21 protein-coding genes are annotated in these 23679 nt (G+C 32.4%); 8 read left to right on the top strand and 13 right to left on the bottom strand.

Annotated elements, in window-relative coordinates; translation table 11 throughout:
• The first annotated feature begins 2 nt into the window (after nucleotides 1-2).
• From ACH5TW_RS10195 to ACH5TW_RS10185, 3 genes are read left to right on the top strand one after another with little or no spacing between them, the layout of a single operon-like run.
• Complete coding sequence (locus ACH5TW_RS10195; RefSeq protein WP_439336397.1) at nucleotides 3-1148, top strand: serine hydrolase domain-containing protein; 1146 nt, start codon at nucleotides 3-5, stop codon at nucleotides 1146-1148.
• Nucleotides 1145-1858, top strand: coding sequence for a 3'-5' exonuclease (locus ACH5TW_RS10190; protein ID WP_439336396.1), 714 nt, complete (start codon nucleotides 1145-1147; stop codon nucleotides 1856-1858). The genes ACH5TW_RS10195 and ACH5TW_RS10190 overlap by 4 nt, the downstream gene beginning before the upstream one ends.
• On the top strand, nucleotides 1859-3538 hold the full coding sequence (locus tag ACH5TW_RS10185) for an ABC transporter ATP-binding protein (RefSeq protein WP_439336395.1): 1680 nt from the start codon (nucleotides 1859-1861) through the stop codon (nucleotides 3536-3538).
• Nucleotides 3539-3840: 302 nt separating this feature from the next.
• Here the strand turns inward: ACH5TW_RS10185 and ACH5TW_RS10180 are convergent, their stop codons facing one another.
• The 6 genes from ACH5TW_RS10180 to trhO form a co-directional block, all read right to left on the bottom strand.
• Nucleotides 3841-4494 carry a 3-oxoacid CoA-transferase subunit B gene (locus ACH5TW_RS10180; protein WP_439336394.1) on the bottom strand — a complete coding sequence of 218 codons (654 nt, stop codon included), beginning with the start codon at nucleotides 4492-4494 and terminating at the stop codon, nucleotides 3841-3843.
• Nucleotides 4495-4592: 98 nt separating this feature from the next.
• Entirely contained in the window at nucleotides 4593-5294 is a 702-nt protein-coding gene (locus ACH5TW_RS10175) for a CoA transferase subunit A (protein WP_439336393.1), read from the bottom strand.
• 142 nt (nucleotides 5295-5436) lie between these two features.
• Nucleotides 5437-7788, bottom strand: a complete 2352-nt coding sequence (locus tag ACH5TW_RS10170; RefSeq protein ID WP_439336392.1) for a penicillin-binding protein 1A — start codon at nucleotides 7786-7788, stop codon at nucleotides 5437-5439.
• Nucleotides 7789-7849: 61 nt separating this feature from the next.
• Nucleotides 7850-8353, bottom strand: coding sequence for a gliding motility lipoprotein GldH (locus ACH5TW_RS10165; RefSeq protein WP_439336391.1), 504 nt, complete (start codon nucleotides 8351-8353; stop codon nucleotides 7850-7852).
• Nucleotides 8340-9641: a PSP1 domain-containing protein gene (locus ACH5TW_RS10160; RefSeq protein WP_439336390.1), complete on the bottom strand. Its 1302-nt coding sequence runs from the start codon at nucleotides 9639-9641 to the stop codon at nucleotides 8340-8342. Before ACH5TW_RS10160 ends, ACH5TW_RS10165 begins: the two co-directional genes overlap by 14 nt.
• Before the next feature lie 255 nt (nucleotides 9642-9896).
• Nucleotides 9897-10967 (bottom strand): oxygen-dependent tRNA uridine(34) hydroxylase TrhO, encoded by a 1071-nt coding sequence (trhO, locus tag ACH5TW_RS10155; protein ID WP_439336389.1) that lies wholly within the window; start codon nucleotides 10965-10967, stop codon nucleotides 9897-9899.
• Nucleotides 10968-11253: 286 nt separating this feature from the next.
• On the opposite strand from trhO, the gene recA reads away from it, so the two are divergent.
• The 4 genes from recA to ACH5TW_RS10135 all read left to right on the top strand — a co-directional run bounded on the left by recA (nucleotide 11254) and on the right by ACH5TW_RS10135 (nucleotide 14830).
• Nucleotides 11254-12252 (top strand): recombinase RecA, encoded by a 999-nt coding sequence (gene recA / locus ACH5TW_RS10150; RefSeq protein WP_439336388.1) that lies wholly within the window; start codon nucleotides 11254-11256, stop codon nucleotides 12250-12252.
• Between the two features lie 104 nt (nucleotides 12253-12356).
• Nucleotides 12357-12764, top strand: coding sequence for a hypothetical protein (locus tag ACH5TW_RS10145; RefSeq protein ID WP_439336387.1), 408 nt, complete (start codon nucleotides 12357-12359; stop codon nucleotides 12762-12764).
• Between the two features lie 24 nt (nucleotides 12765-12788).
• Nucleotides 12789-13331 carry an RNA polymerase sigma factor gene (locus ACH5TW_RS10140; protein ID WP_439336386.1) on the top strand — a complete coding sequence of 181 codons (543 nt, stop codon included), beginning with the start codon at nucleotides 12789-12791 and terminating at the stop codon, nucleotides 13329-13331.
• Nucleotides 13331-14830: a hypothetical protein gene (locus ACH5TW_RS10135; RefSeq protein ID WP_439336385.1), complete on the top strand. Its 1500-nt coding sequence runs from the start codon at nucleotides 13331-13333 to the stop codon at nucleotides 14828-14830. Before ACH5TW_RS10140 ends, ACH5TW_RS10135 begins: the two co-directional genes overlap by 1 nt.
• A gap of 100 nt (nucleotides 14831-14930) precedes the next feature.
• On the opposite strand, the gene ACH5TW_RS10130 is transcribed toward ACH5TW_RS10135, so the two are convergent.
• The 7 genes from ACH5TW_RS10130 to ACH5TW_RS10100 form a co-directional block, all read right to left on the bottom strand.
• Complete coding sequence (locus ACH5TW_RS10130) at nucleotides 14931-16508, bottom strand: aldehyde dehydrogenase (NADP(+)) (RefSeq protein WP_439336384.1); 1578 nt, start codon at nucleotides 16506-16508, stop codon at nucleotides 14931-14933.
• Between the two features lie 13 nt (nucleotides 16509-16521).
• On the bottom strand, nucleotides 16522-17403 hold the full coding sequence (locus ACH5TW_RS10125) for an alpha/beta hydrolase (RefSeq protein WP_439336383.1): 882 nt from the start codon (nucleotides 17401-17403) through the stop codon (nucleotides 16522-16524).
• A complete protein-coding gene (locus ACH5TW_RS10120; RefSeq protein WP_439336382.1) occupies nucleotides 17400-18233 on the bottom strand; it encodes a fumarylacetoacetate hydrolase family protein in 834 nt (277 codons plus the stop codon). The genes ACH5TW_RS10125 and ACH5TW_RS10120 overlap by 4 nt, the downstream gene beginning before the upstream one ends.
• Complete coding sequence (locus ACH5TW_RS10115) at nucleotides 18233-19582, bottom strand: GntP family permease (RefSeq protein ID WP_439336381.1); 1350 nt, start codon at nucleotides 19580-19582, stop codon at nucleotides 18233-18235. Before ACH5TW_RS10115 ends, ACH5TW_RS10120 begins: the two co-directional genes overlap by 1 nt.
• A gap of 25 nt (nucleotides 19583-19607) precedes the next feature.
• Entirely contained in the window at nucleotides 19608-21329 is a 1722-nt protein-coding gene (locus ACH5TW_RS10110) for an IlvD/Edd family dehydratase (protein ID WP_439336380.1), read from the bottom strand.
• A 4-nt stretch (nucleotides 21330-21333) separates the two neighbouring features.
• Complete coding sequence (locus ACH5TW_RS10105; protein WP_439336379.1) at nucleotides 21334-22497, bottom strand: endo-1,4-beta-xylanase; 1164 nt, start codon at nucleotides 22495-22497, stop codon at nucleotides 21334-21336.
• A gap of 96 nt (nucleotides 22498-22593) precedes the next feature.
• Nucleotides 22594-23334 (bottom strand): lysophospholipid acyltransferase family protein, encoded by a 741-nt coding sequence (locus ACH5TW_RS10100; protein WP_439336378.1) that lies wholly within the window; start codon nucleotides 23332-23334, stop codon nucleotides 22594-22596.
• A gap of 64 nt (nucleotides 23335-23398) precedes the next feature.
• On the opposite strand from ACH5TW_RS10100, the gene ACH5TW_RS10095 reads away from it, so the two are divergent.
• Complete coding sequence (locus tag ACH5TW_RS10095) at nucleotides 23399-23641, top strand: GlsB/YeaQ/YmgE family stress response membrane protein (protein WP_439336377.1); 243 nt, start codon at nucleotides 23399-23401, stop codon at nucleotides 23639-23641.
• The last annotated feature ends 38 nt before the right edge of the window (nucleotides 23642-23679 follow it).

Raw genomic sequence — 23679 nt, 5'->3', positions numbered from 1 at the left:
GAATGAAATTTTTAAAACAATTCTTTAAATGGTTTATTATTATAATTATTGCAGCTATAGCATTACTCTATGTTTTTGATTATGGTTATATAATTAGAGGTGTTAAAGTTGTTTATTTCACAGGACATAATACGGCTTTCATAGACGACTATCCCTATTTTGAAAACGATACAATTAAAAAAGGAAATAATACGAGTCCTTGGTTAAACCATAAAGATTACAACACTGTAAAAGAAACTGAAAAACTTTCTACAGTTAATAAAGATTGGGGAACCATTGCTTATCTAATCATAAAAAATGATAGTATTTGGTTTGAAAACTATTATGGTGATTTTAATGAAAACTCAAAAACCAATTCGTTTTCTATGGCAAAAAGTATTGTAACGTCTTTACTTGGAAAAGCGATAATGGATGGATACATTGAAAACTTAGACCAACCTATAAGTGATTTTTATCCACAATACAACTATGCAAAAACCACTGTTGGCGATTTAGCTTCCATGGCTTCTGGCCTCGATTGGGTAGAGCATTACACAAGTCCGTTTTCAGTAACAGCAAGAGCTAATTATGATGATGATTTAGCTGAAACTATCTTAAATCAAAAAGTAGTTAAAACCCCTGGTGTAGAATTTGAATATTTAAGCGGAAGCACCCAATTACTTGGAATGATTATTCAAAAAGCAACAAAAAAATCGCTTTCAAATTACCTTTCTGAAAGCTTTTGGCAGCCTATGGGAGCAACCGATGATGCACTGTGGCAATTAGATGATGAAGACCACAAACTAGCAAAAGCTTTCTGCTGTGTTTCTAGTAATGCTAGAGATTTTGCGCGCTTTGGTAAACTATATAAAGACCATGGAAAATGGAATGGTAAACAAATTTTAGACTCTGCATTTGTAGAAAAATCTATAACGCCAAGATTTAAAGAAAGTCCAGAATATGGTTATGGCTGGTGGCTAAAAAAAGTTGGAGACAAGCACTTTTTTATGATGCGTGGGCACCTAGGACAATACGTTATAGTAGAGCCTAATGATAATGTTATTATTGTTCGCTTAGGACATAGAAAATCGCCAGATGAAGGTGTTGGTGAGTTTACAGATGACATTTCAGTTTATATTGAAGAAGCTTATAAAATGTTGAATGAATGATTGCAAAATTAGATCTTGAAAACATATTATTTCTAGATATTGAAACCGTACCTGAGGTTCAATATTTCTCTGAATTAAATGAGACAAAACAGGCACTATGGGAACACAAATCTAAATACCAACGAAAAGATGAATTCACAGCTGAAGAGTTTTATGACAGAGCAGGCATTTGGGCAGAATTTGGCAAAATAGTATGCATATCTGTTGGTTACTTTATATTTAAAGGTGATTCAAGACAATTTAGAGTCACCTCCTTTTATGGCGATGAAATTACCATTTTAAAAGACTTTAAAAACCTATTAAGTTCTCATTTTAATCAAACCAAACATTTACTTTGTGCTCATAATGGTAAGGAATTCGACTTTCCGTATATAGCACGTCGTATGATAATTCATAATATAGAATTACCATACAAACTAAATCTTTTTGGCAAAAAACCTTGGGAGGTGCCTCATTTAGACACTTTAGAATTATGGAAATTTGGAGATTATAAAAGTTACACCTCACTAAAATTACTAACTCATGTTTTAGGTATTCCATCACCAAAAGACGACATTGATGGCAGTGAAGTCTATCGTGTTTATTACGAAGAAAAGGAAGTAGACAGAATTATTATCTATTGCGAAAAAGATACTATTGCCGTAGCTCAAATATTTTTACGTTTACGAGGTGATGATTTATTAAGTAACGATGAAATTATGCATATATAAATGACGAAAGAAACTATATTAAAAGTTGAAAACCTATCTATTTCATTTGGAAAAAACGAAGTCATTCATAATATTTCATACAAATTAGAAAAGAACGAAATTTTAGGAATTGTTGGAGAATCTGGTTCAGGAAAATCGGTATCTTCATTAGCTATACTAGGGCTTCTTCCTAAAAATATTTCAAAAATAAATTTTGGTATCATTACATATAATGAAGAAGAACTAACCAATCTTTCACCAAAATTATTTCAAAAAATTAGAGGTAATAAAATTGCCATGATTTTTCAGGAACCTATGAGTTCTTTAAACCCATCTATGACTTGTGGAAAACAGGTTCAGGAAATATTATTACAACACACAAAACTCTCAAAACAAGAAGCCAAAAATGAGACACTTTTACTTTTTGAAAAAGTTAAACTTCCCGAGGCAAAAACAACGTATGATAAATATCCACACGAAATTTCTGGTGGTCAAAAGCAACGTGTCATGATTGCCATGGCTATTGCCTGTAAACCAGATATTTTAATAGCAGACGAACCTACTACCGCTCTTGATGTTACCGTACAAAAAGAGATTATTAAACTCATAAAAGATCTGCAATCCGAAACCAAAATGAGCGTGATATTTATTACGCACGATTTATCTTTAATTTCTGAAATTGCTAATCGTGTGTTAGTTATGTACAAAGGTAATATTGTTGAAGAAGGAGCTGTAACAAACATTTTTAACAAGCCGCAACATAATTACACCAAGGCACTTATAAACTCTCGTCCGTCTTTAGATACCAGACTAAAAACACTACCAACCATTGACGATTATTTAAATAATACGGTTTCAAACACAATTATAACCCCAGAAGAACGTAAACAAAATCACGAAAAATTATATAATAAAACGCCTTTACTAGAAGTTGTTAATGTTGAAAAAGAATATATAACAAAAGGAAACTGGTTTAATAAAGCAACAACCTTTAAAGCTGTAAACGATGTTAGTTTTAAATTATATGAAGGCGAAACTTTAGGCTTGGTAGGCGAATCTGGTTGCGGGAAATCAACCTTAGGAAATGCCATTATTCAACTAGATAAAGCGACTGTTGGACAAATTTTATATGATGGCATCGATATTACAAAGCTTTCTAAAACAGAAACTAGAAAACTTAGAAAAGACATTCAAATTATTTTTCAAGACCCTTATTCCTCTTTAAATCCTCGAATTCCTGTTGGAGAAGCCATTATGGAACCTATGAAAGTACACCAACTTTTTAATTCTGATAAAGAACGAAAAGAAAAAGTTATAGATATTTTAAATCGGGTTGGTTTATCTGAAGATTATTTTAACCGGTATCCTCATGAATTTTCTGGCGGACAAAGACAACGTATTGGTATTGCAAGAACCATTGCACTACAACCTAAATTAATTGTTTGTGACGAATCGGTTTCTGCTTTAGACATATCGGTTCAAGCGCAAGTTCTTAACTTATTAAACGAACTTAAAGATACTTTTGGATTTACTTATATATTTATTTCGCACGATCTAGCTGTGGTAAAATACATGAGTGATCAATTATTAGTAATGAATAAAGGTAAAATAGAAGAATTAAACGATGCTGATATTATATATAAGTCGCCTCAAAAAGAGTACACAAAAAAATTAATTCATGCTATACCAAAAGGATTATAGCATGAATATTTTTTTTGTTAAATAGACTAAGCCTTTAAAAAATTGTAAATTTTCTTTTACAGTTTCTTTGAATTTGCTCTCGTCATTTGTAGGTTGTTCAGGTAGATTTGTTGCAATATTCATAAGCGTAAAATTCATGATAGATTTGGGGAAATCTATAATTTAAACTTGGTATGTTTGGGGAGTACTAATATCAGACATCTTTTTAATAAACCAGCCAAAAAACACAAAAAATCGATGAAATGCATGTATTTTTAACATTTCATCGATTTCTTATGTTTGATTTATTTTTTTATGAAGCTTTAAAGACTCATTTCAGGAATATCACCTTCAATAATTAAAGTCCCTTCTGTAGCACTTTTTATAGTTTGAACTGTAACACCTGGTGCACGTTCTAAAAGTTTAAACCCTTCAGTAGTTACCTCAAGCACTGCCAAATTAGTGACTATTTTTTTCACACAACCAACACCTGTAAGTGGTAATGAGCATTTTTTCAATAACTTAGATTCGCCTCTTTTATTGGTATGCATCATGGCTACAATAATATTTTCGGCACTGGCTACTAAATCCATGGCACCTCCCATACCTTTTACCATGCGACCAGGAATCTTCCAATTGGCTATATCGCCATTTTCAGCTACCTCCATAGCACCTAAAATAGTTAAATCTACATGTTGTCCACGAATCATAGAAAAACTCATAGCTGAATCGAAAAAACTAGCTCCAGGCAATGTTGTAATGGTTTGCTTACCTGCATTAATAACATCAGCATCTTCTTCGCCTTCAAAAGGAAAAGGTCCCATGCCTAAAACACCGTTTTCACTTTGAAATTCTACTTCTATATCATTACGAACATAATTAGCGACTAAAGTTGGTATGCCAATACCTAGATTAACATAATAACCATCTTGCACTTCTTTTGCTATACGCTTTGCTATTCCTGTTTTATCTAACATCTATCTTTTCTTTTGTCATTCCTGCGAAAGCAGGAATCTTTTTAATTAAACCTTAATTTTTAAAAAGAGTATTCCTGTCTTCGCAGGAATAACAACCTCTATTCTTTTACTCTCACAGTACGTTGTTCAATACGCTTTTCATAGGTTTCTCCTTGAAAAATACGTTGAACAAAAATTCCTGGGATATGAATTTGATTAGGATCTAAAGTTCCTAATGGCACTAATTCTTCAACCTCAGCAACCGTTATTTTAGCTGCTCCGCACATATTTGGATTAAAATTTCTAGCGGTTCCTTTAAAAATCAAGTTTCCTGCTGCATCACCTTTCCAAGCTTTTACAAAAGCAAAATCTGCTTTAAAAGCATGCTCTAACACATACATTTTACCATCAAACTCTCTGGTTTCTTTACCCTCTGCTACTTCAGTTCCGTAACCTGCAGGTGTATAAATGGCTGGAAATCCTGCTTGAGCCGCTCGACAACGTTCGGCCAATGTACCTTGAGGAATTAATTCTACATCTAATTCTCCCGAAAGCATTTGTCGCTCAAATTCGTCATTCTCACCTACATAAGAAGACACCATTTTTTTTATTTGCTTTTGCTGAAGTAATAATCCTAATCCAAAATCGTCTACACCTGCATTGTTAGAAATACAGGTTAAACCTTTTACTCCAAGTTTTACTAATTGCCCAATAGCATTTTCAGGAATACCACTAAGCCCAAAACCACCAAGCATAAAAGTCATGTTATCTGAAACGCCTTGAAGAGCCAATTCAACATTATTTACTTTTTTATTAATCATTATTATCAATTTTATGCATATAAAATTACGAATAATAGAATTATAATGAGTAATCAATGTCAAACAAAAACCATTCAAAATAAATGGTTTTTGTCTATTTCTATTTTAAAAGAGAATAAATTCTTGTTAGAAGAAAATAATATTAAAAATCTAAATCGTCAGGCGTATCATCAGAATCATCATCAATAACCATTGTATCATCATCAACTTTTGAACAATCTACATTTATTGATAAATCAGCAGGTTCTTCAAAATCTTCTTTAGAAATATTTAAACCTTCATCTGCATAACAACTTTTCATATAAACACCCCAAATAGGCAATGCCATAGCAGCTCCTTGACCGTAAGTAATCGTTTTAAAATGCGCTGCTCTATCTTCGGCTCCAACCCATACACCTGTTACCAAATTAGGTACTATACCCATAAACCAACCATCACTTTGGTTTTGTGTAGTTCCAGTTTTTCCTGCTATAGGATTTGTAAAGTCATAAGGATAGCCTGTTATTATTTCTCTATAATCAACCCTGTAAGCATCTACTCCTTTACCTCGTAAACGAGCTCCAGAACCGGATTGTGTTACACCTTCCATGAGCTTCAAAGTAACATAAGTTGTTTCTACACTTAAAACATCGCGTGTTTCTGGTTTAAACTGATACAATATAGTTCCGTTTTTATCTTCAATACTCGTAACCATTACCGGTTTCGTATAAACCCCTTTATTAGCAAAAGTTGAATAAGCACCTACCATTTCGTATACACTTAAATCTGGTGTTCCTAATGCTATAGATGGTACTGGAGGTATTTCTGATTCTATTCCTAATTTCTTTGCTAAATCTACTACCGTTTGCGGCCCAACCTTATCTATTAATCTCGCAGTTATTGTGTTTACAGAGTTTGCTAAAGCGCTTTTTAAAGTCCTTGTACCTCCATAATCATTTTCTCCATTAGAATTCTTAGGGCACCACTCTTCAGGATTTCCATATTTACCTGCATCTATACAAAATGGTGTGTCTGGTAACTCATCGCATGGTGAATAATGAAGCTGATCTATAGCCGCAGTATAAACAAATGGTTTAAATGTAGAACCAACTTGACGTTTTCCTTGTTTTACCATATCGTATTGAAAATGACGATAATTAATACCTCCAACCCAAGCTTTTACATGACCTGTTTGCGGATTCATAGACATCATACCTGTGCGTAAAAATGATTTATAATAACGCATAGAATCTATAGGCTTCATTATCGTATCAATCTCTGAAGCTTTACCGTCTTTCCATGCAAAAACCGTCATTTTAGTAGGTTTATAAAAGGATGCTTTAATCTCTTCATCAGATTTTTTTAAATCGTACTTCATATGTCTCCTTCTCTCAGATTGCCTCATTCCTCTATTCATCAAAGCATCAATCTCTTCTTCCTCTAAATCTAAAAAAGGTGCAGTAGGGTTTCTCTTTGGTGTATTCTGATTAAAAAACTCTGCTTGCAACCTAGGCATATGTTGTTGTACAGCATCTTCAGCATATTGCTGCATACGCGAATCAATAGTTGTGTATATTTTTAAACCATCACTATTTATATTCCATTTAGTTCCATCGGGCTTTGGGTTTTTCTTAATCCAATCCTTCATAAAACCTCTTAAATATTCTCTAAAATAAGTTGCCATACCTTCACGATGTGATTCTGGCGAATAATTTAAATCTAAATCGGTTTTTTGAAGTGAATCTTTTACTGCTTCAGTTATGTATTCATATTTATACATTTGAGCTAAAACAACATTTCGCCTCTCTTTCACCAACTCAGGACGCCTTCTCGGGTTATATAATGAAGAATTTTTAAACATACCCACCAACATCGCAGACTCTTTTAAATCTAAATCTATTGGTTCCTTGCCAAAGTAGATTCTTGCTGCACTACGAATACCATCTGCATTATTTAAAAAATCGTAAATATTAAAATACTGAGCAATAATTTCTTCTTTGGTATATTGACGCTCTAAACGAATAGCAATAATCCATTCTTTTATTTTTTGAGTTAAACGACCAATTGTATTTTTTGATCCTTCACCATGAAACAATTTTTTGGCTAATTGTTGTGTAATGGTACTAGCTCCTCCACGTGTTGAAAGAAATGCTATTGCTCGTAGAGTTCCTATAGCATCAATCCCCGAATGGCTACGATAACGTGCATCTTCAGTAGCAATCAATGCGTTTACCAAATGCTCTGGTAAATCATCATAACTTACAGGCGTTCTATTGTCATCAAAATAAAATTTACCAAGGGTTTTGCCATCAGAAGAAATAATTTCAGTTGCTAAATTAGTTTTAGGGTTTTCTAGTACTGTGTGATCTGGCATCTCTCCAAACACCCCCCAAGATGCTAATAAAAATATAAGAACCCCAGACAATATACCTCCTAAAAATAAAATCCAAAACCAACGAGTGTATTTCGAAAAATCTTGAACTGGTGTTTTTGTGCTTTTTTTTGTTTTTGCCATGTACTTTGGGTTAATACATCTCGATACTTTTTCGCTAAAACGAAATCACTCGATGTGACATTTAATTATTATTTATACGTTCTACTCTAAAACCAACATCTGTAATGCCTTCAAGTTCTGTTACACCATTTACTTTGCCGTTCTCTCGCATAGCCTGCTGAATATTAATGGTATATTCTCCTGTTTCATTAAAAACAAAAGGGTTGTCTTGACCTTTATACCAAAGTTTGTTTTCTTTAACATCGGTTAATCCAGTACCTAGAAGCTTTCCGCTAGGGTCTGCCATTCTATACTCTAAAGTATCTTTTATTATTTTTCCGTGCGGATAAACCATTTCGACAATTAAAAATAAATTATTGTATTTGTAAGCATTTGTGTTTCTTAAATTCACAAATAAATTATAGTTTTTTGTTGAATCTGGAGGTGTTACATTAAACCCTATAATGGAATCTTTATGCCATAAATTAGGCAATGATTTATATTCATCAAAAACACGATTTGAATCGCAAGACACAAATACAAAAGAAAAAATTAAAAAAAATAATACGACACTATTTCGCAACATTTTTACTGTTTTGAGGTTTAGGTTTTCTTTTATTATTGTTATTGTTTTTATTTCTATTATTTGGGTTAGGCTTATTCTTTGAAGCCACTTTTTTATTAGCTTGATTCCCCTGATTTCCTTGGTTTGATTTTGGTTTGGACTTCTGATTTCCTTTTTGATTAGGCTTTCTCCTATTGTTTCTACGTTTATTATTAGGTTTTGGACTATCAAAACGTGTTAAACTATCTTGCCCAACAACATTTTCAAATTCTGTTTGAATATCCTCTACAATCTCTGATGCATATTCTTCAAGACTTGCAATGGGTTTATTCTTTTTATTGGCTTCAATAATTTCATTGGCTTGCTGAGTCGTTATTTTATGCCAATTCATCCACTCACCTTCGTAAGCGTACCACATATGTCCTTTAAAAATATCAGTTTTTTGACAAACAGCGGTTCCTTTTTCAGTTTTAAGTTTAATATCTGTTTTAGGAAAACTTTTTAAAGCATCTAAATAAGAATCTAATTCATAATTTAAACAACATTTTAACTTACCACATTGTCCTGCCAGTTTTTGAGGATTTAATGATAGTTGCTGGTAACGCGCTGCCGAAGTACTTACCGAACGAAAATCTGTTAACCAAGTAGAGCAACATAATTCACGTCCGCAAGAGCCAATACCTCCAAGTCTTGAAGCCTCTTGACGAAACCCTACTTGTTTCATTTCTATACGTGTTCTAAACTCACGCGCAAATACTTTAATAAGCTCACGAAAATCTACGCGTTCTTCTGCTGTATAGTAAAAAGTAGCTTTACTAGCATCACCTTGAAATTCAATATCTGAAATCTTCATTTGAAGTTTCAAATCGATTGCAAATTGACGCGCTTTAACCTTCATAGGTTCCTCTTTATCGCGTGCCGTTTGCCAAATATCAATATCTTTTTGACTTGCTTTTCTGTATATTTTTAATAATTCTTCTGGAGTTTCAGAAATATTTTTGCGCTTCATTTGAACGCGCACCAATTCCCCAGTAAGGGTAACCATGCCAATATCATGACCAGATTGTGCTTGTGTAGCAATAATATCGCCAATACTTAAGGTTAAATTTTCGGTGTTTTTATAATAATTTTTTCTGCCGTTTTTAAAACGTACCTCAACCCAATCAAATGGTTTTTCGCCATTTGGTAGCGACATGTTTGCTAGCCAATCAAAAACAGTTAATTTATTACAACTATCTGTACCACAAGTACCGTTATTTTTGCAGCCTTTTGGAGAGCCGTCTTTTGTTGAGCAACTTGCGCAAGCCATATGATTTTATATATTGAATTCGTTAATAATTAGATTATTACGAATGAAGGTTTATAAATATTTTTAGTTTTCCACTTTCACGAAAACAAGAATAAAAAACAATTTTTTGAAATTAAATTTCTGAAAAAGCCGTTTGGATGTAAAGATAAGATTAAAATACCAACAAATAAAGAATTTCTTAAAACCAAAATTCTTTATTTAGATTCCCGTTTTAACGGGAATAACAATTTAAACGGAAAATATATTACTCCTTTATTAACCTTTAGTTTTGAATGTTTCAAAGATATTTCTTAAATCTTTTTTATAAGGTAGATGATCTGCACGCCCTTTTTTAAAGATATCGTTGCTATTTCCTTGCCCTTTACGTAATGCTTTTTGTTCTTCGTGAGGCAATCTATTTATGTCCATACAGGTTGAAGAACAGCAGTTTTCCATGTCTTCTTTACACTTAGGGCATTGAATAAATAATAAATGACACGCTTCGTTAGCGCAATTGGTATGCACATCAAAAGGTTCTCCACATTGATGGCAATTAGCTATAACATCATCACTAATGCGTTCTGCTCTACGATCATCAAACACAAAATTCTGACCTAGAAATTTATTTTCTAAATGATTTTCGTTTACCTGTCTTGTATATTCAATAATACCACCTTCTAATTGGTAAACATTTTTAAAACCTTTATGTTTAAAATAAGCACTGGCTTTTTCGCAACGAATACCTCCAGTACAATACATAACCAAATTTTTATCTTCTTTATGGTCTTTTAAATCTTCTTCAATTATATCTAAAGAATCTCTAAACGTATCTACATCTGGAGTTACGGCGTTTTTAAAATGACCTATTTCGCTTTCGTAATGATTTCGCATATCGACCAAAACGGTGTTTTCATCTTCAATAAACTGATTAAATTCTTCAGCCTTTAAATGAATCCCTTTATTGGTAACATCAAACGAATCATCGTTTAAACCATCAGCAACAATCTTTTTTCTAACTTTCACTTTAAGCTTTAAAAACGATTTATTGTCTTGTTCTACCGCAATATTTAATCGGATATCTTTTAAAAAATCAATAGAATCTAAATGATTTTTAAACTCATTAAAACGATCGGCAGGTAATGATAATTGACCATTAATACCTTCGTGAGCTACATAAATTCTACCCAAAATGTCTAATGCGTCCCAAGTAAGAAACAAGTGGTCTCTGAAAATTTGTGGATTGCCAATTTTGGCATATTGATAAAAAGAAAGTGTTAATCGATTTTTTCCTGCTTTATCGATTAATTCTGCTCTTTCTTTTCCGCTTAATTTATTGTACAGTTGCATGCTATACTAATTTTTAAGGTTAAAAAATATTTTTAAATCGCAAAAGTACGGTTTTAAAAAAAAGTACCCAATTTAAAATAAAAAAGCATCTAATAAATTAGATGCTTTAATAATTAGTTTGAGTTAATCAGCATGTAAAAATGCTCTAGTTAGTCAATTTCATAGCATAAAATCTTCTCACTTTATTTACTAGATGCAAAATGTACAAAAAGGTTGCGTCATAAAATTGTATGATGATAAAAGATATACTATTTTAGCATACTACTTCAGAAAAAAATAAATAAAAATGAGCAACGAAAAAGAAGCAAAATTAAAAGCACTTAAACTTACATTAGATAAATTAGATAAAGCTTACGGAAAAGGTACCGTAATGAAAATGAGCGATGCCGCTGTTGTAGATGTAGAATCTATTCCTTCTGGATCATTAGGTTTAGATATTGCTTTAGGCGTTGGTGGTTATCCACGTGGTCGCGTTATTGAAATATACGGACCTGAATCATCGGGTAAAACTACGCTTACCCTACATGCTATAGCAGAAGCACAAAAAGCAGGAGGCATTGCAGCTTTTATTGATGCAGAACATGCTTTTGATAGATTTTATGCTGAAAATTTAGGCGTTGATATTGATAATTTAATTATCTCTCAACCTGATAATGGAGAGCAAGCTTTAGAAATTGCAGATAACTTAATTAGATCGGGAGCAATTGATATTGTTGTTATAGACTCTGTAGCAGCTTTAACACCAAAAAGTGAGATTGAAGGTGAAATGGGAGATTCTAAAATGGGACTTCACGCACGTTTAATGTCTCAAGCCTTAAGAAAACTTACCGGCTCTATTAGCAAAACGAATTGTACCGTTATATTCATTAATCAATTACGTGAAAAAATAGGTGTAATGTTCGGTAACCCAGAAACAACTACCGGTGGTAACGCCTTAAAATTTTACGCCTCTGTTCGATTAGATATAAGACGTTCTACACAAATTAAAAATAGTAATGGCGATGTTTTAGGAAACAAAACCAGAGTAAAAGTGGTGAAAAACAAAGTAGCACCACCTTTTAAAATGGCAGAATTTGATATTATGTATGGTGAAGGTGTTAGTAAAGTTGGAGAAATACTAGATGTTGCTGTTGAACTTGAAATTGTTAAGAAAAGTGGTTCTTGGTTTAGCTATGACGAAACTAAATTAGGGCAAGGTAGAGATGCTGTTAAAGCCATTATAAAAGACAATCCAGAACTTTTTGATGAACTCGAAGAAAAAATAAAAATTGCCATTAAAGGCTAAAACAATAAAAAATCTCGATTTATCGGGATTTTTTTATTTTTATGCGCAACCTTTTTATTACAACTGCATCTACATGGTACATGTATTAATAATAAATTTTTGCTATGAAAAGATTACTTGTACTTTGCCTAACACTAATATTAGCCTCATGTAGTGTTGACGGTGATAGTACAAATTATAATTTTGAGGTTTTGCCGGTAAAAAGTGTGGATATTCCTGATGAATTTGTTTTAGGAGAAACATATCCTATAACCATTTCATATTACAGGCCAACTACTTGCCATTCTTTTAAAGAGTTTTACTATCTTAAGGAAAATAATATCCGTACAGTTGCTCCTATAGACTTTTTTATTGAAGAGAACAATTGTATAGAACTTCCTGCTGTATTAGAAGAAGAAAGCTTTAATTTTATTGTTACAAATAATGGTTCATACGTGTTTAAATTTTGGCAAGGAGAAGATACTAATGGTCACGACCAATATTTAACTATAGAAGTGCCTGTTGTAGATTAATTATTAATTAATACGTGTTTAATTTTGAGTTTAAATCAACTCATAGAAAATTGTAAAATTAATGATACCAAAGCACAAGGAGAATTGTATAAACTCTTTTCGAGTAAACTATTCTCTGTATGCTTAAAGTATTCAAAAAACTATGCTGAAGCAGAAGATAATTTGCAAGATGCGTTTTTAACAATTTTTAATAAAATTGGGCAATATAAAAATAAAGGCTCTTTTGAAGGTTGGTTAAAACGTATTACTATAAACACTGTTTTACAACGATACAGAACCGAAAAAGTTTTTGATATAGTAAATGAAAATAGTATTGAAGATGTTGTATTAGAAATTGATGAAGACGAAATTTCAATTGATTATCTATTACAAATTATTCAAGAATTACCTGACAGATACAGAATGGTTTTTAACCTATATGTACTTGATGGTTATTCACACAAAGAAATAGCAGACATGCTAAATATTAATATAGGAACTTCAAAATCTAATCTAGCACGTGCTAGACAAACTTTGAAGCAAACTATTGAAAATTATAAAACAACACAAAGTGCACAATCATTATAATGAAAGAAAAAAAGCATATCGATAGATTATTTCAGGAAGGTCTCAAAGATTTTGAAGCTACTCCTAGTGATGCTGTGTGGAAAAACATTGAGGCTAAACTTACAAATAAAGAAAAGACGCGAATTATTCCTATTTGGTGGCGTTATGCAGGTGTTGCAGCATTATTATTGCTTCTTTTAACTGTTGGTGGGACTTATTTTATGAACACCGATAAACCAGAAACAAATACCATTGTAGATATTGAGACTAAAATAAATAGTAATCCCATTAATTTAAATTCGGGTGATTTAAATAAAAATAGTAGTGTTATTACAGTTAATCATAAAGAAAACGAAAACACAGAAAAAAGTTCTCAAAACAAGGCTAAACCATTAATCAATAAAATTAATAGCTCAACTAATTCTTCAATAGCAAAAACAACTGATTCTGGAAACAGAAATAACAATACTAAATCTTCAAATAAAAAATCAAATATTTCTAATTCAATAATAAAAATAAAAACAGAATCAGAAACAACAATTGCATATAATCTTGAAGAAACAAACAAAAACAGTAATCAAAACGAAAAGAGTACTACCCTAATTGATGTTAATAGTGCTAAAAATATTATTAAGAATAATACAGTTTCAAAATCTAATATTGAAGAAATAAATACTTCTTTAGCAAACAACAAAACAACTAAAGAAAACTCGCTAACTATTGAAGAAGCAATAGATAAAACTAAAGATATTATTGAAAAAGAAGAAAAAGTAAATAAATGGAGTGTTACTCCAAACGCTGCACCTGTATATTTTAATAGTTTTGGAGAAGGCTCTTCTATAGATCCTCAATTTAATCGTAACTCTAAAACAGGAGAAATTAATATGAGCTACGGAATATCTACTAGCTATGCTCTAAATAAAAAATTAAGTATTCGATCTGGTATTAATAGAGTAAATCTAGGCTATAACACTAATAACATTGTTATATATAGATCAGTTGGAGTAAGTAGCAGTAAACGCGCACTTCAAAATGTAAGTGTTAGTAACAATAATAATCTTGATGCCTCACCAAACGAGAATACTACTGAAAACATTTCACTTGTAAGTGGTGAAAATTTTGCTTCAAATGAAAGTCCTGAATCATTTGGTGCATCAAATACGTCTATTAATCAGTCTTTAGGGTTTATTGAAGTTCCAATAGAAATTCAATATGCCTTATTAAACAAGAAATTAGGTATTAATGTTATTGGTGGTTTTAGCTCATTCTTTTTAAACAATAATGAAATATCTTCTGAAGCAGAAAGTGGTACTAGAATCCTTTTGGGAGAAGCTACCAACTTAAATAAAATAAGTTATAGTGCTAATTTTGGTCTTGGATTAAACTATCAGGTTTCTAAAAAAATAGACTTTAATTTAGAGCCTATGTTCAAATATCAAATTAACACATTCAATAATACATCTGGCGATTTTAAACCTTATTTTATAGGTGTTTATACCGGATTCGCCATTAAGTTTTAGGTTTTTGGTTAGATCTATCAGGTATTGATTTTCAGTAAGCTCGGAAATTAATATCGAATAAAAAGCTACTCAGCCCTGAGTAGCTTTTTCTTTTTAAAAATTATTTTTTATACTCCCCATTAAAGATTCTAATAATCCCCAAAGGGTTTTCATTTTTCAATTCATCAGTCAATAAATGCTGAGGAAAGTTTTGATAGCATACAGGACGAGTAAAACGAGTAATTGCTCCTGTACCTACTGATGTTGACCTACTATTAGTTGTTGAGGGAAATGGCCCTCCGTGAACCATTGAGTGACATACTTCAACACCTGTCGGGAAATTATTAATAATTAAGCGTCCTACCTTTTGTTCTAAAATTTCTATTAAATCAGTGTGGTTTTCTAAATCTTCTTCGGTTGCAAATAATGTTGCTGTTAAATGCCCTTTCATTTTTTTTGCTGAGGCTAATAACTCATCTTTTGAATCTGCGGTAATTGTAATTGTTGAAGGGCCAAAAACTTCTTCTTCTAAATAATTTTCGTTTAAAAAGTTTTTTGCAGACGTTTTAAATACATGTGCACTACCTTTAAAACCCTGGTTGTTTTCTTTTCCTTGGGCTAATAATTCAACGTTGTTTTTACTTGATAAATTATTAACCCCATTATCAAATGCAGATTTAATACCACTATTAAGCATCGTATTTGCTTCAACTGCTTGAAAATTTTGAGATAGTTTTTCTTGAAAATCAGAAACTGAAGTTTCATTGTTTAAAAACACAATTCCTGGGTTTGTACAAAACTGGCCAACACCTAAAGTAACCGAACCGGTTAAACCTTGAGCAATTTCATCACCACTTTCTTTTAAAGCATTTGGTAAAATAAAAACAGGATTAGTGCTTCCCATTTCTGCATATACAGGAATTGGCTCTTCACGCTCATTAGCCGCTTTAAAAATAGCTATACCGCCTTTATTAGAACCTGTAAATCCAATCGCTTTAACAAAAGGATGATTTACAATGGCCATTCCAACGGCTACTGATTTACCATGCACCATTGAAAAAACACTTGCAGGCATATTGGTTTTCTTTGCAGCAGCATTAATAGCTATAGCAATTAATTCGCATGTTCCTGGGTGTGATGGATGTGCTTTTACTACTATAGGGCAACCACTTGCCAAAGCCGAAGCTGTATCGCCTCCTGCAACTGAAAATGCTAATGGAAAGTTACTCGCTCCAAAAACTCCAACAACACCTAATGCCTTTTGCATTGAGCGAATATCTTGTTTTGGAATTGGTTGACGATCTGGAATTGCAGTATCTATACGAGCATCTACCCAAGAACCTTCTCTTAATACATTGGCAAACAATTTTAATTGACCCATTGTACGCCCACGTTCTCCTGTAATTCTTCCAACAGGCAAACCCGTTTCAGCACAACAACGCTCAATTAAAGTATCTCCTAAATTTAAAATTTCATCAGCAATTGCATCTAAAAAATCAGCTTTATTATGACCACTTTTTTTACTGTAAACAGTAAATGCTTCATTTGCTTTTATTACTGCTTTATTGACCTCTTCTTCAGTTGCTTCATGAAAATCTGTTGGTAACTCTGAAGCATCAAAAGGGTTGATGCCTTTAAATGTACTTTTCCCTTCAGATGATACTAAACCCGCGATATAATTTCCTCCTATCAATTTCATTTTTATAATTCTTTTAATTCCTATTTTTTTTAAAATCAGACCAAATCCATTTTAAAGCCTCTGGAAACACAGAGCCTCCATGCTTTCCATTGTGCTTTCCATCACCTTTAACAAACATATAATTATATGATTTATATTCTAGTGATGAAGCCATTTGCAAATTAGCAAGCCACCAATTTCCGTGTTCATTATTCAAATCATTTGATCCATCTTGAAGATAAACCTTAATATTTTTTTTAGGTGTTTTTCTAATCATAGCTTCATAATTGTGTCCGCCACGAATATTTGTAAAACTACCAAAATGACTTATAACATTACTAAAATAATCTGGACGCTCCCAAGCTGCTGTAAACGCACAAATACCACCAGAAGACAGTCCACAAATAATTCTCATTTTCGGATTGCTTGTTAAATGATACGTTTTCCCTATTTCGGGAATCAATTCTTCAATAAGAAAACGAACATAATCATCATTTAAACTATCGTACTCAATACTCCTATTACTTGCTCTATATGGGTTTTCTGGTAACTCTAAACTTTTATGTCCAGGGTTTATAAACAAACCAATGGTTACTGGAATATCTTTTTTACAAATAAGATTATCTAATACCGTTGGCACTCGAAAATCTCCTTCTAAATTTACATAAGAATGTCCATCTTGAAAAACCATTAATGCTGCTGCTTCATTTGGATTATACTGCTCTGGAATATACAAATAATATTCACGTATAGTCCCTTCTAATAAAGTGCTTTTCCAAATATGCTTTGTGACTTTTCCTCTGGGAACGTCATCGTGTTGTTTTGAATCTTCACCTAAAATATAAGTGCTTTTTTGACTAAAACAAATATTAACGATTAGAAGAAAAAAATAAAAAACAGCTTTTAAAAATCTCATCTTACATAATTGACTAAAGTCCCAATATGATCTATTGAAATTAGAATTTTATCATCGCTTTGTAATGTGAAATCTGTAGTTGGTACAATTCCAGTTCCAGTCATTAAAAAGCTTCCGTAAGCAAAAGAACACTCTTCGTATAAATATTTAACTAAATCTTCTAGCTTACGCTTTATTTTGTTTATTTCAATACTTTCTTCAAAAACAGTTTCCCCGTTTCTAATTATTTGCATAACTATTTTAGTATCTAAAGATAGTGGCTCGTTTGTTAAATAAATACATGGACCTAATCCTGCACAAGCATCGTAAGTCTTTGCTTGCGGAAGGTACAATGGATTTTCTCCTTCAATACTTCTTGAGCTCATATCGTTACCAACAGTATAACCAATTATTTTTCCTGAAGACGATATGGCTAGTGTTAATTCTGGCTCTGGCACATCCCAAGTAGAATCTTTTCTAATATTTACTTTTCCGCCAGATGGAACTGTTCTATTAATAGTTGCTTTAAAAAATAATTCTGGTCTATCGGCATTATATACACGTTCATAGTAATCGCCTCCTCCGGCATCTTTACTTTCTTCTTGTCGTCCTAATTTACTGTTATAATATGTTACGCCACTTGCCCATAATTCCTGACTCTGCATAGGCACAAGCAAATGATTTTCTATAAGATCTTTAGCGTTATCAATTTTAGAATTTTTGGACATCAATTCTTTTGCTTTATTTAAAACGTTATCGTCATTAATAAAAACATCCCAGTTTTCATTAACTAAAACAAATGAATTGTTAGATTCTAATAAAATGCCCTTTGTTGTATTGTAAACTCTCATTAATTTAAAATTAGATATAAAATGAATAATATAATTGCTGCTGAACTTCCTAAGATAAAGGTTCCTAAAGAATGAAAACGATAACCTTGTTTCACATCCATTCCAGATAAACGGGTTACAACCCAAAAGAAACTATCGTTAGCATGTGAAATAACTGCAGACCCTGCTCCAATAGCAACAACCACCATTGCTTTTTGAAGCTCGGTATCAAAACCAAGATTTGACATCATTGGTGCTAAAATAGAAGCCGTTGTTACTAAAGCTACTGTTGATGATCCTTGTGCTGTTTTTATTGCTGCCGCCAATAAAAATGGCAACCAAATACTAATATTTATATTCGATAAGGTTTCTCCTAAAGTTGTTGCAATTCCAGAATCGCGTAATACTTGTCCAAAAATACCACCAGCGCCTGTAATTAATAAAATAGATGATGCACCTACCAATGCTTTTCCTATCCAACCAGAAGTTGAAAACATGTCTTTATTTAATTTCTTCGGAAGGGTTAGCGATAAAAACCCACCAATTAGTAAAGCAATAAAAGGCTCACCTAAAAAGAATAATATTTTTATTAAATCTGGAAACGATTCGTAATCATCATTTTTATAACCATAAAGAGAAGTCAACAATGATTTTATCACAATTAAAATGATAGGTACAAATATTGGAATGGTAGATTTAAATGCACTAGGAGCTGTTTTTAAGCGTTCAACAATTTCTTCATCAGTAATTTTAGGATCTGGATCTATATAGGTTTTTGATACCACTTTTTTAACAAAAACAAGTCCTACCATTAAAGCTAATAAACTAATTGGGATTCCAAATAGCATGACTAAACCTAAATCTGCATTTAAATAATGTGCTGCAGCAATAGGTCCAGGAGTAGGAGGTACCAAGGTGTGTGCAGCTGTTAAACCAAGCGCTAAAGCAATTGCGGTTCCAGATAATGAAATTCCTGCTTTTTTAGACAAACTTTTGTTTAATGGCGCTAATAACATAAAACCACTATCGGCAAAAACAGGAATGGATACAAACCAGCCTATTATTCCCATTGCTAATGGAATTTTATTTACTCCTGTAAACTTTAATACTTTTTCGGCTAATGCGTATGCGCCTCCAGAATTTTCAAGAAATGCACCTATAATTACACCTAGAATAATAATCATTCCAATACCTCCAAGGGTATTTCCAAACCCTGTATTAACAGAAGTAATGATTTGATTTAATGGCATGCCAACAATAACTCCATAAAAAATGGCTACCAAAAGTAACGCTACAAAAGGATGTACTTTTAATTTTGTGGTTAGCAAAATTATAAGGGCAACACTAAGTAATAAATAAATAACGACCATTTAGTTGTTGGTTTTAATTAACTATTTAATGTAAATCTCTTTCTACTTTCGATCCAGAACCACCAACAAGTACATCTAAATCGGCACCAAGTTCAGCACCTTGAACATGATCTATATAAATACGTACGTACCCTCTTTTAGCAAGAGGCTCTGGAGCTTTCCATTCTGCTTTTCTTTTTGCAATTTCTTCATCTGAAATGTTTAGTTGAAGTAATCTGTTCTCAACATCTAAAGTTATAGTATCTCCATTTTGAACAATGGCTAATGTACCACCAATGGTTGATTCTGGAGATACATGAAGTATAACAGTTCCGTAAGCTGTTCCGCTCATTCTACCATCAGAAATACGAATCATATCCTTTACGCCTTTCATAATTAGTTTTTCTGGTAAATCAACATTACCAACTTCTGGCATTCCTGGATATCCTTTTGGTCCTACACCTTTAAGTACGATAACACAATCTTCATCAATATCTAAATCTGGATTATCAATTCGTTCATGATAATCTTCCATACTTTCAAAAACAACAGCTCTTCCTGTATGATTCATCAATCGTTTTGATGCTGCCGAAGGCTTTATAACCGATCCGTTTTCACATAAGTTACCTTTTAAAACAGCAATACCAGCATTTTCTTGCAAAGGTTTATCTATTTTGGCAATAATATTATTATCATAACATTTTGCTTTTTCATAATTCTCTCGGAATGTTTTTCCGTTAGCCGTAACAATATCTTGATGTAGCAAATCGCCCAATTCTTTCATTACTACAGGTAATCCACCAGCATAAAAGAAATCTTCCATTAAATATTTTCCAGAAGGCATTAAATTAACTAATAATGGAATTTGACTGCCTAAAGTATCAAAATCTTCCAATTTTAAATTAACTCCTATACGTCCTGCAATGGCAATTAGATGAATAATTAAATTAGTTGATCCACCAACAGCAGCGTTGGTAATTATGGCATTTTCAAATGCTTTTCTAGTTAGGATTTTAGACATGGTTAAATCTTCCTTCACCATTTCTACAATACGACGACCTGATAATTGTTGCATTACTTTTTTACGAGAATCTGCTGCAGGAATCGATGAAAATCCAGGAAGTGTTAACCCTAAAGCTTCACTCATAGTTGCCATTGTAGATGCGGTTCCCATAGTATTACAATGTCCAATACTTCGCGCCGCACAAATTTCGGCTTCTTTCATAGCTTCAGAATCAAAATCTTCTGTTTTTTGCTTTTCTTTAATCATCCAGTTAAAAGACCCTGAGCCAATTGTTTCGCCCCGAAAACGGCCATTTAACATAGGCCCACCAGGAACAACAATTGTTGGAATATCTACACTACAGGCGCCCATAATTGTAGAAGGCGTTGTTTTATCACAACCTGTTAATAAAACGATTCCATCAAGTGGATTTGCTCTAATTGATTCTTCTGTATCCATACTAGCCAAGTTACGAAACAACATGGTAGTTGGTTTCATAATGGTTTCTCCTAAAGACATTACGGGGAATTCTAAAGGAAAACCACCTGCTTCTAAAATACCACGTTTAACAACTTCGGCTACATCACGTAAATGACCATTACATGGTGTTAATTCAGACCACGTATTACAGATTCCTATTACCGGTTTTCCTTCAAAATAATCATCTGGACACCCTTGGTTTCTTAACCAAGAACGATGTACAAACCCCATTTTATCTTGTCCTCCAAACCACTCTTGGCTCCTCAATTTTTTCTCTTTACTCATTAATTTAATTGTTGTTATTCGAAATATTTAAAATGGCATCTAAAACAGGTTTTGCTTTTTTATCTCTATCATACAATAGAGGATAATTCGTTCTATTTGCTATTGGATAATCGTTTTTCCAAGACATACCATCATGTACGCCCCAAAATGTTACACGATCTATTTTATCTTTTTTTCTGTGAAAAATCTCAAAAAGTTCGGCGTATCTATTAGCTAAATCCTGCTGTTGTTGTTCTGGTAAACCATCAGCATATGGATCTAAAAATTCTTTAAATTCTTCTAAATCATATTGAGGGTGTAATAATCCTGTGCCAATAATTTGTCCTTCTTTTGTTACTGGTAATACATCTACATCCAATTCTGTAATCATCACTTTTACACCAAGTGTTGCAAAAGAATCTATAGCGGCTTCAATATATTCATTTTTTGGATAATTAAGGCCCCAATGTGCTTGAATACCAACACCGTCTATTCTTATTCCTTCTTTTTGAAGCATCCTAACTAAACGCATGATGCCGTCTCTTTTTGAAGGTCTCCACACATTAAAATCATTATAATACAATTCTGTATCTGGCGCATACAAACTAGCAAATTTAAAAGCATGTTTTACTAACTCATCACCACTACCTACACCTTTAACCCAAGTAGTTGGTCTATAAGAGCCATCATTATCTATAACTTCATTAACAACATCCCAAGCATCTACTTTTCCTGCATATCTTCCAGCAACAGTTTCAATATGGCTGCGCATACGTTCAATTTGAGCTTCTGATGTATTAGGGTTTCCATTTTCTTCATGAAAAAACCAATTAGGAGTTTGATTGTGCCAAACTAAAGTATGACCAATAATAAATAGGTTATGCTTTTTTCCAAAGGCAACAAAATCATCTGCTGGTTTAAAATTATAAACTCCTGGCTCAGGGTTTATAGCTTCAGCTTTCATTATATTTTCTGGAGTAATGGCATTAAATTGTTCTAAAATTATTCGTTGAGATATAGTATCAATTCCAGAAGCCGTATCTTCATTTAAAGCATTCCCAATTAAAAAAGCATTTTTATATGTCTCTTTTAAAGACAGTTTTTCTAAACTTTTCTTTTCTGGAGACGAGCAACTATTAAAAATTAATAAAACTAAGAGCGTCTTTAAAGACGTTTGTAAAACATTCATATTTGTTTTTATTTTGCGCAATCGATTGTGTAAATCTACAAATTAAAATTCAATTTCAAAGAAAAATTTAATTTTCGTAAAAAAAAGTAAACAAAACTAGTGTTTTGAAAAAGATTTTAGTTGTTCTAAAATAATAGCCCTAGAGCTCTCATTTAACGATCTAGTATCCTCAACCGTTAAATTTTCAGTTGTTAAAAATTTATGAATTTTAACACGCATCTTACCTGGGCTTCCACTAAAAAAAGTATAAGAAAAGCGTTTTTTATTATCTGCAAATGTTATGGGTACTATAGGAATATGATGATTAATAGCTAACCTAAAAGCGCCATCTTTAAATTCATCTAACTCAATATGTTCATCCGGCACACCGCCTTCAGGAAAAATACAAATACTTAAACCAGATTGTAAACGCCTTTGAGCTCTTAAAAAAACAGCTTGCCTACTTTTAGCAGAACTTCTATCTACCAAAATGCAGGTTCTTTTATAGAAAAATCCAAATAGCGGAATTTTAGCCAATTCCTTTTTCCCAACAAATACAAAAGGATTTTTTACAGAAACCAACATAAGCATAATATCTGCCATTGATGTATGATTAGCAATAAACATATAACTCTTATCTTTTTCTGGTACTTGTTCGCATTCAATAGAGTAATTAAAACCCATACCTATTAAAATAAATTTAGCCCAAATTCTAGCTATTTTAAAAAAAAATGGATACCAAGACTCTTTAGAAATAGAAATTAAAAGTATAGGAAACATAATTAGTATAGGTAAACCTACAAGTATGTAAAACCAAATACGGTAGAATGTCCAGAATACGTGTTTTATAAATTTCATGCGTTTCAAAAATACTATTATAAATTGATTATCTTTAAAACATAACAACATAAAATATTTAATTATGAGTTTACTTTATTCTTTACTAATTGGCGGTATTGCGGGTTGGTTAGCAGGCAAATTAATGAAAGGTGGTGGTTTCGGACTACTACTAAACATTATTATTGGTATTCTTGGAGGCATTGTTGGAAACTGGCTTTTTGGAACATTAGGCATCTCGTTAATGAATGGCGTTATAGGTGATGTTTTAACAGGAGCTATAGGCGCTTGTGCCATATTGTTTGTTGCAGGATTAATCAAAAAATAATCTTTTTTTTTAATTTTTACAAAAGTGGCTCACGCCAC

It is taken from the genome of Thalassobellus sediminis, assembly GCF_044386045.1.
GTDB lineage: Bacteria > Bacteroidota > Bacteroidia > Flavobacteriales > Flavobacteriaceae > Thalassobellus > Thalassobellus sediminis.
This window is presented reverse-complemented; position numbering and strand designations above follow the sequence as displayed.

What these genes read in the sequence shown, in the direction of transcription:
- ACH5TW_RS10170 (WP_439336392.1), bottom strand. Translation starts at nt 7,788, where the DNA reads ATGGCAAAAACAAAAAAAAGCACAAAAACACCAGTTCAAGATTTTTCG.
- ACH5TW_RS10110 (WP_439336380.1), bottom strand. Translation starts at nt 21,329, where the DNA reads ATGAGTAAAGAGAAAAAATTGAGGAGCCAAGAGTGGTTTGGAGGACAA.
- ACH5TW_RS10165 (WP_439336391.1), bottom strand. Translation starts at nt 8,353, where the DNA reads ATGTTGCGAAATAGTGTCGTATTATTTTTTTTAATTTTTTCTTTTGTA.
- ACH5TW_RS10175 (WP_439336393.1), bottom strand. Translation starts at nt 5,294, where the DNA reads ATGATTAATAAAAAAGTAAATAATGTTGAATTGGCTCTTCAAGGCGTT.
- ACH5TW_RS10160 (WP_439336390.1), bottom strand. Translation starts at nt 9,641, where the DNA reads ATGGCTTGCGCAAGTTGCTCAACAAAAGACGGCTCTCCAAAAGGCTGC.
- ACH5TW_RS10095 (WP_439336377.1), top strand. Translation starts at nt 23,399, where the DNA reads ATGAGTTTACTTTATTCTTTACTAATTGGCGGTATTGCGGGTTGGTTA.
- ACH5TW_RS10105 (WP_439336379.1), bottom strand. Translation starts at nt 22,497, where the DNA reads ATGAATGTTTTACAAACGTCTTTAAAGACGCTCTTAGTTTTATTAATT.
- ACH5TW_RS10185 (WP_439336395.1), top strand. Translation starts at nt 1,859, where the DNA reads ATGACGAAAGAAACTATATTAAAAGTTGAAAACCTATCTATTTCATTT.
- ACH5TW_RS10130 (WP_439336384.1), bottom strand. Translation starts at nt 16,508, where the DNA reads ATGAAATTGATAGGAGGAAATTATATCGCGGGTTTAGTATCATCTGAA.
- ACH5TW_RS10180 (WP_439336394.1), bottom strand. Translation starts at nt 4,494, where the DNA reads ATGTTAGATAAAACAGGAATAGCAAAGCGTATAGCAAAAGAAGTGCAA.
- ACH5TW_RS10190 (WP_439336396.1), top strand. Translation starts at nt 1,145, where the DNA reads ATGATTGCAAAATTAGATCTTGAAAACATATTATTTCTAGATATTGAA.
- ACH5TW_RS10135 (WP_439336385.1), top strand. Translation starts at nt 13,331, where the DNA reads ATGAAAGAAAAAAAGCATATCGATAGATTATTTCAGGAAGGTCTCAAA.
- ACH5TW_RS10120 (WP_439336382.1), bottom strand. Translation starts at nt 18,233, where the DNA reads ATGAGAGTTTACAATACAACAAAGGGCATTTTATTAGAATCTAACAAT.
- ACH5TW_RS10145 (WP_439336387.1), top strand. Translation starts at nt 12,357, where the DNA reads ATGAAAAGATTACTTGTACTTTGCCTAACACTAATATTAGCCTCATGT.
- ACH5TW_RS10115 (WP_439336381.1), bottom strand. Translation starts at nt 19,582, where the DNA reads ATGGTCGTTATTTATTTATTACTTAGTGTTGCCCTTATAATTTTGCTA.
- ACH5TW_RS10100 (WP_439336378.1), bottom strand. Translation starts at nt 23,334, where the DNA reads ATGAAATTTATAAAACACGTATTCTGGACATTCTACCGTATTTGGTTT.
- ACH5TW_RS10195 (WP_439336397.1), top strand. Translation starts at nt 3, where the DNA reads ATGAAATTTTTAAAACAATTCTTTAAATGGTTTATTATTATAATTATT.
- ACH5TW_RS10125 (WP_439336383.1), bottom strand. Translation starts at nt 17,403, where the DNA reads ATGAGATTTTTAAAAGCTGTTTTTTATTTTTTTCTTCTAATCGTTAAT.
- recA (WP_439336388.1), top strand. Translation starts at nt 11,254, where the DNA reads ATGAGCAACGAAAAAGAAGCAAAATTAAAAGCACTTAAACTTACATTA.
- trhO (WP_439336389.1), bottom strand. Translation starts at nt 10,967, where the DNA reads ATGCAACTGTACAATAAATTAAGCGGAAAAGAAAGAGCAGAATTAATC.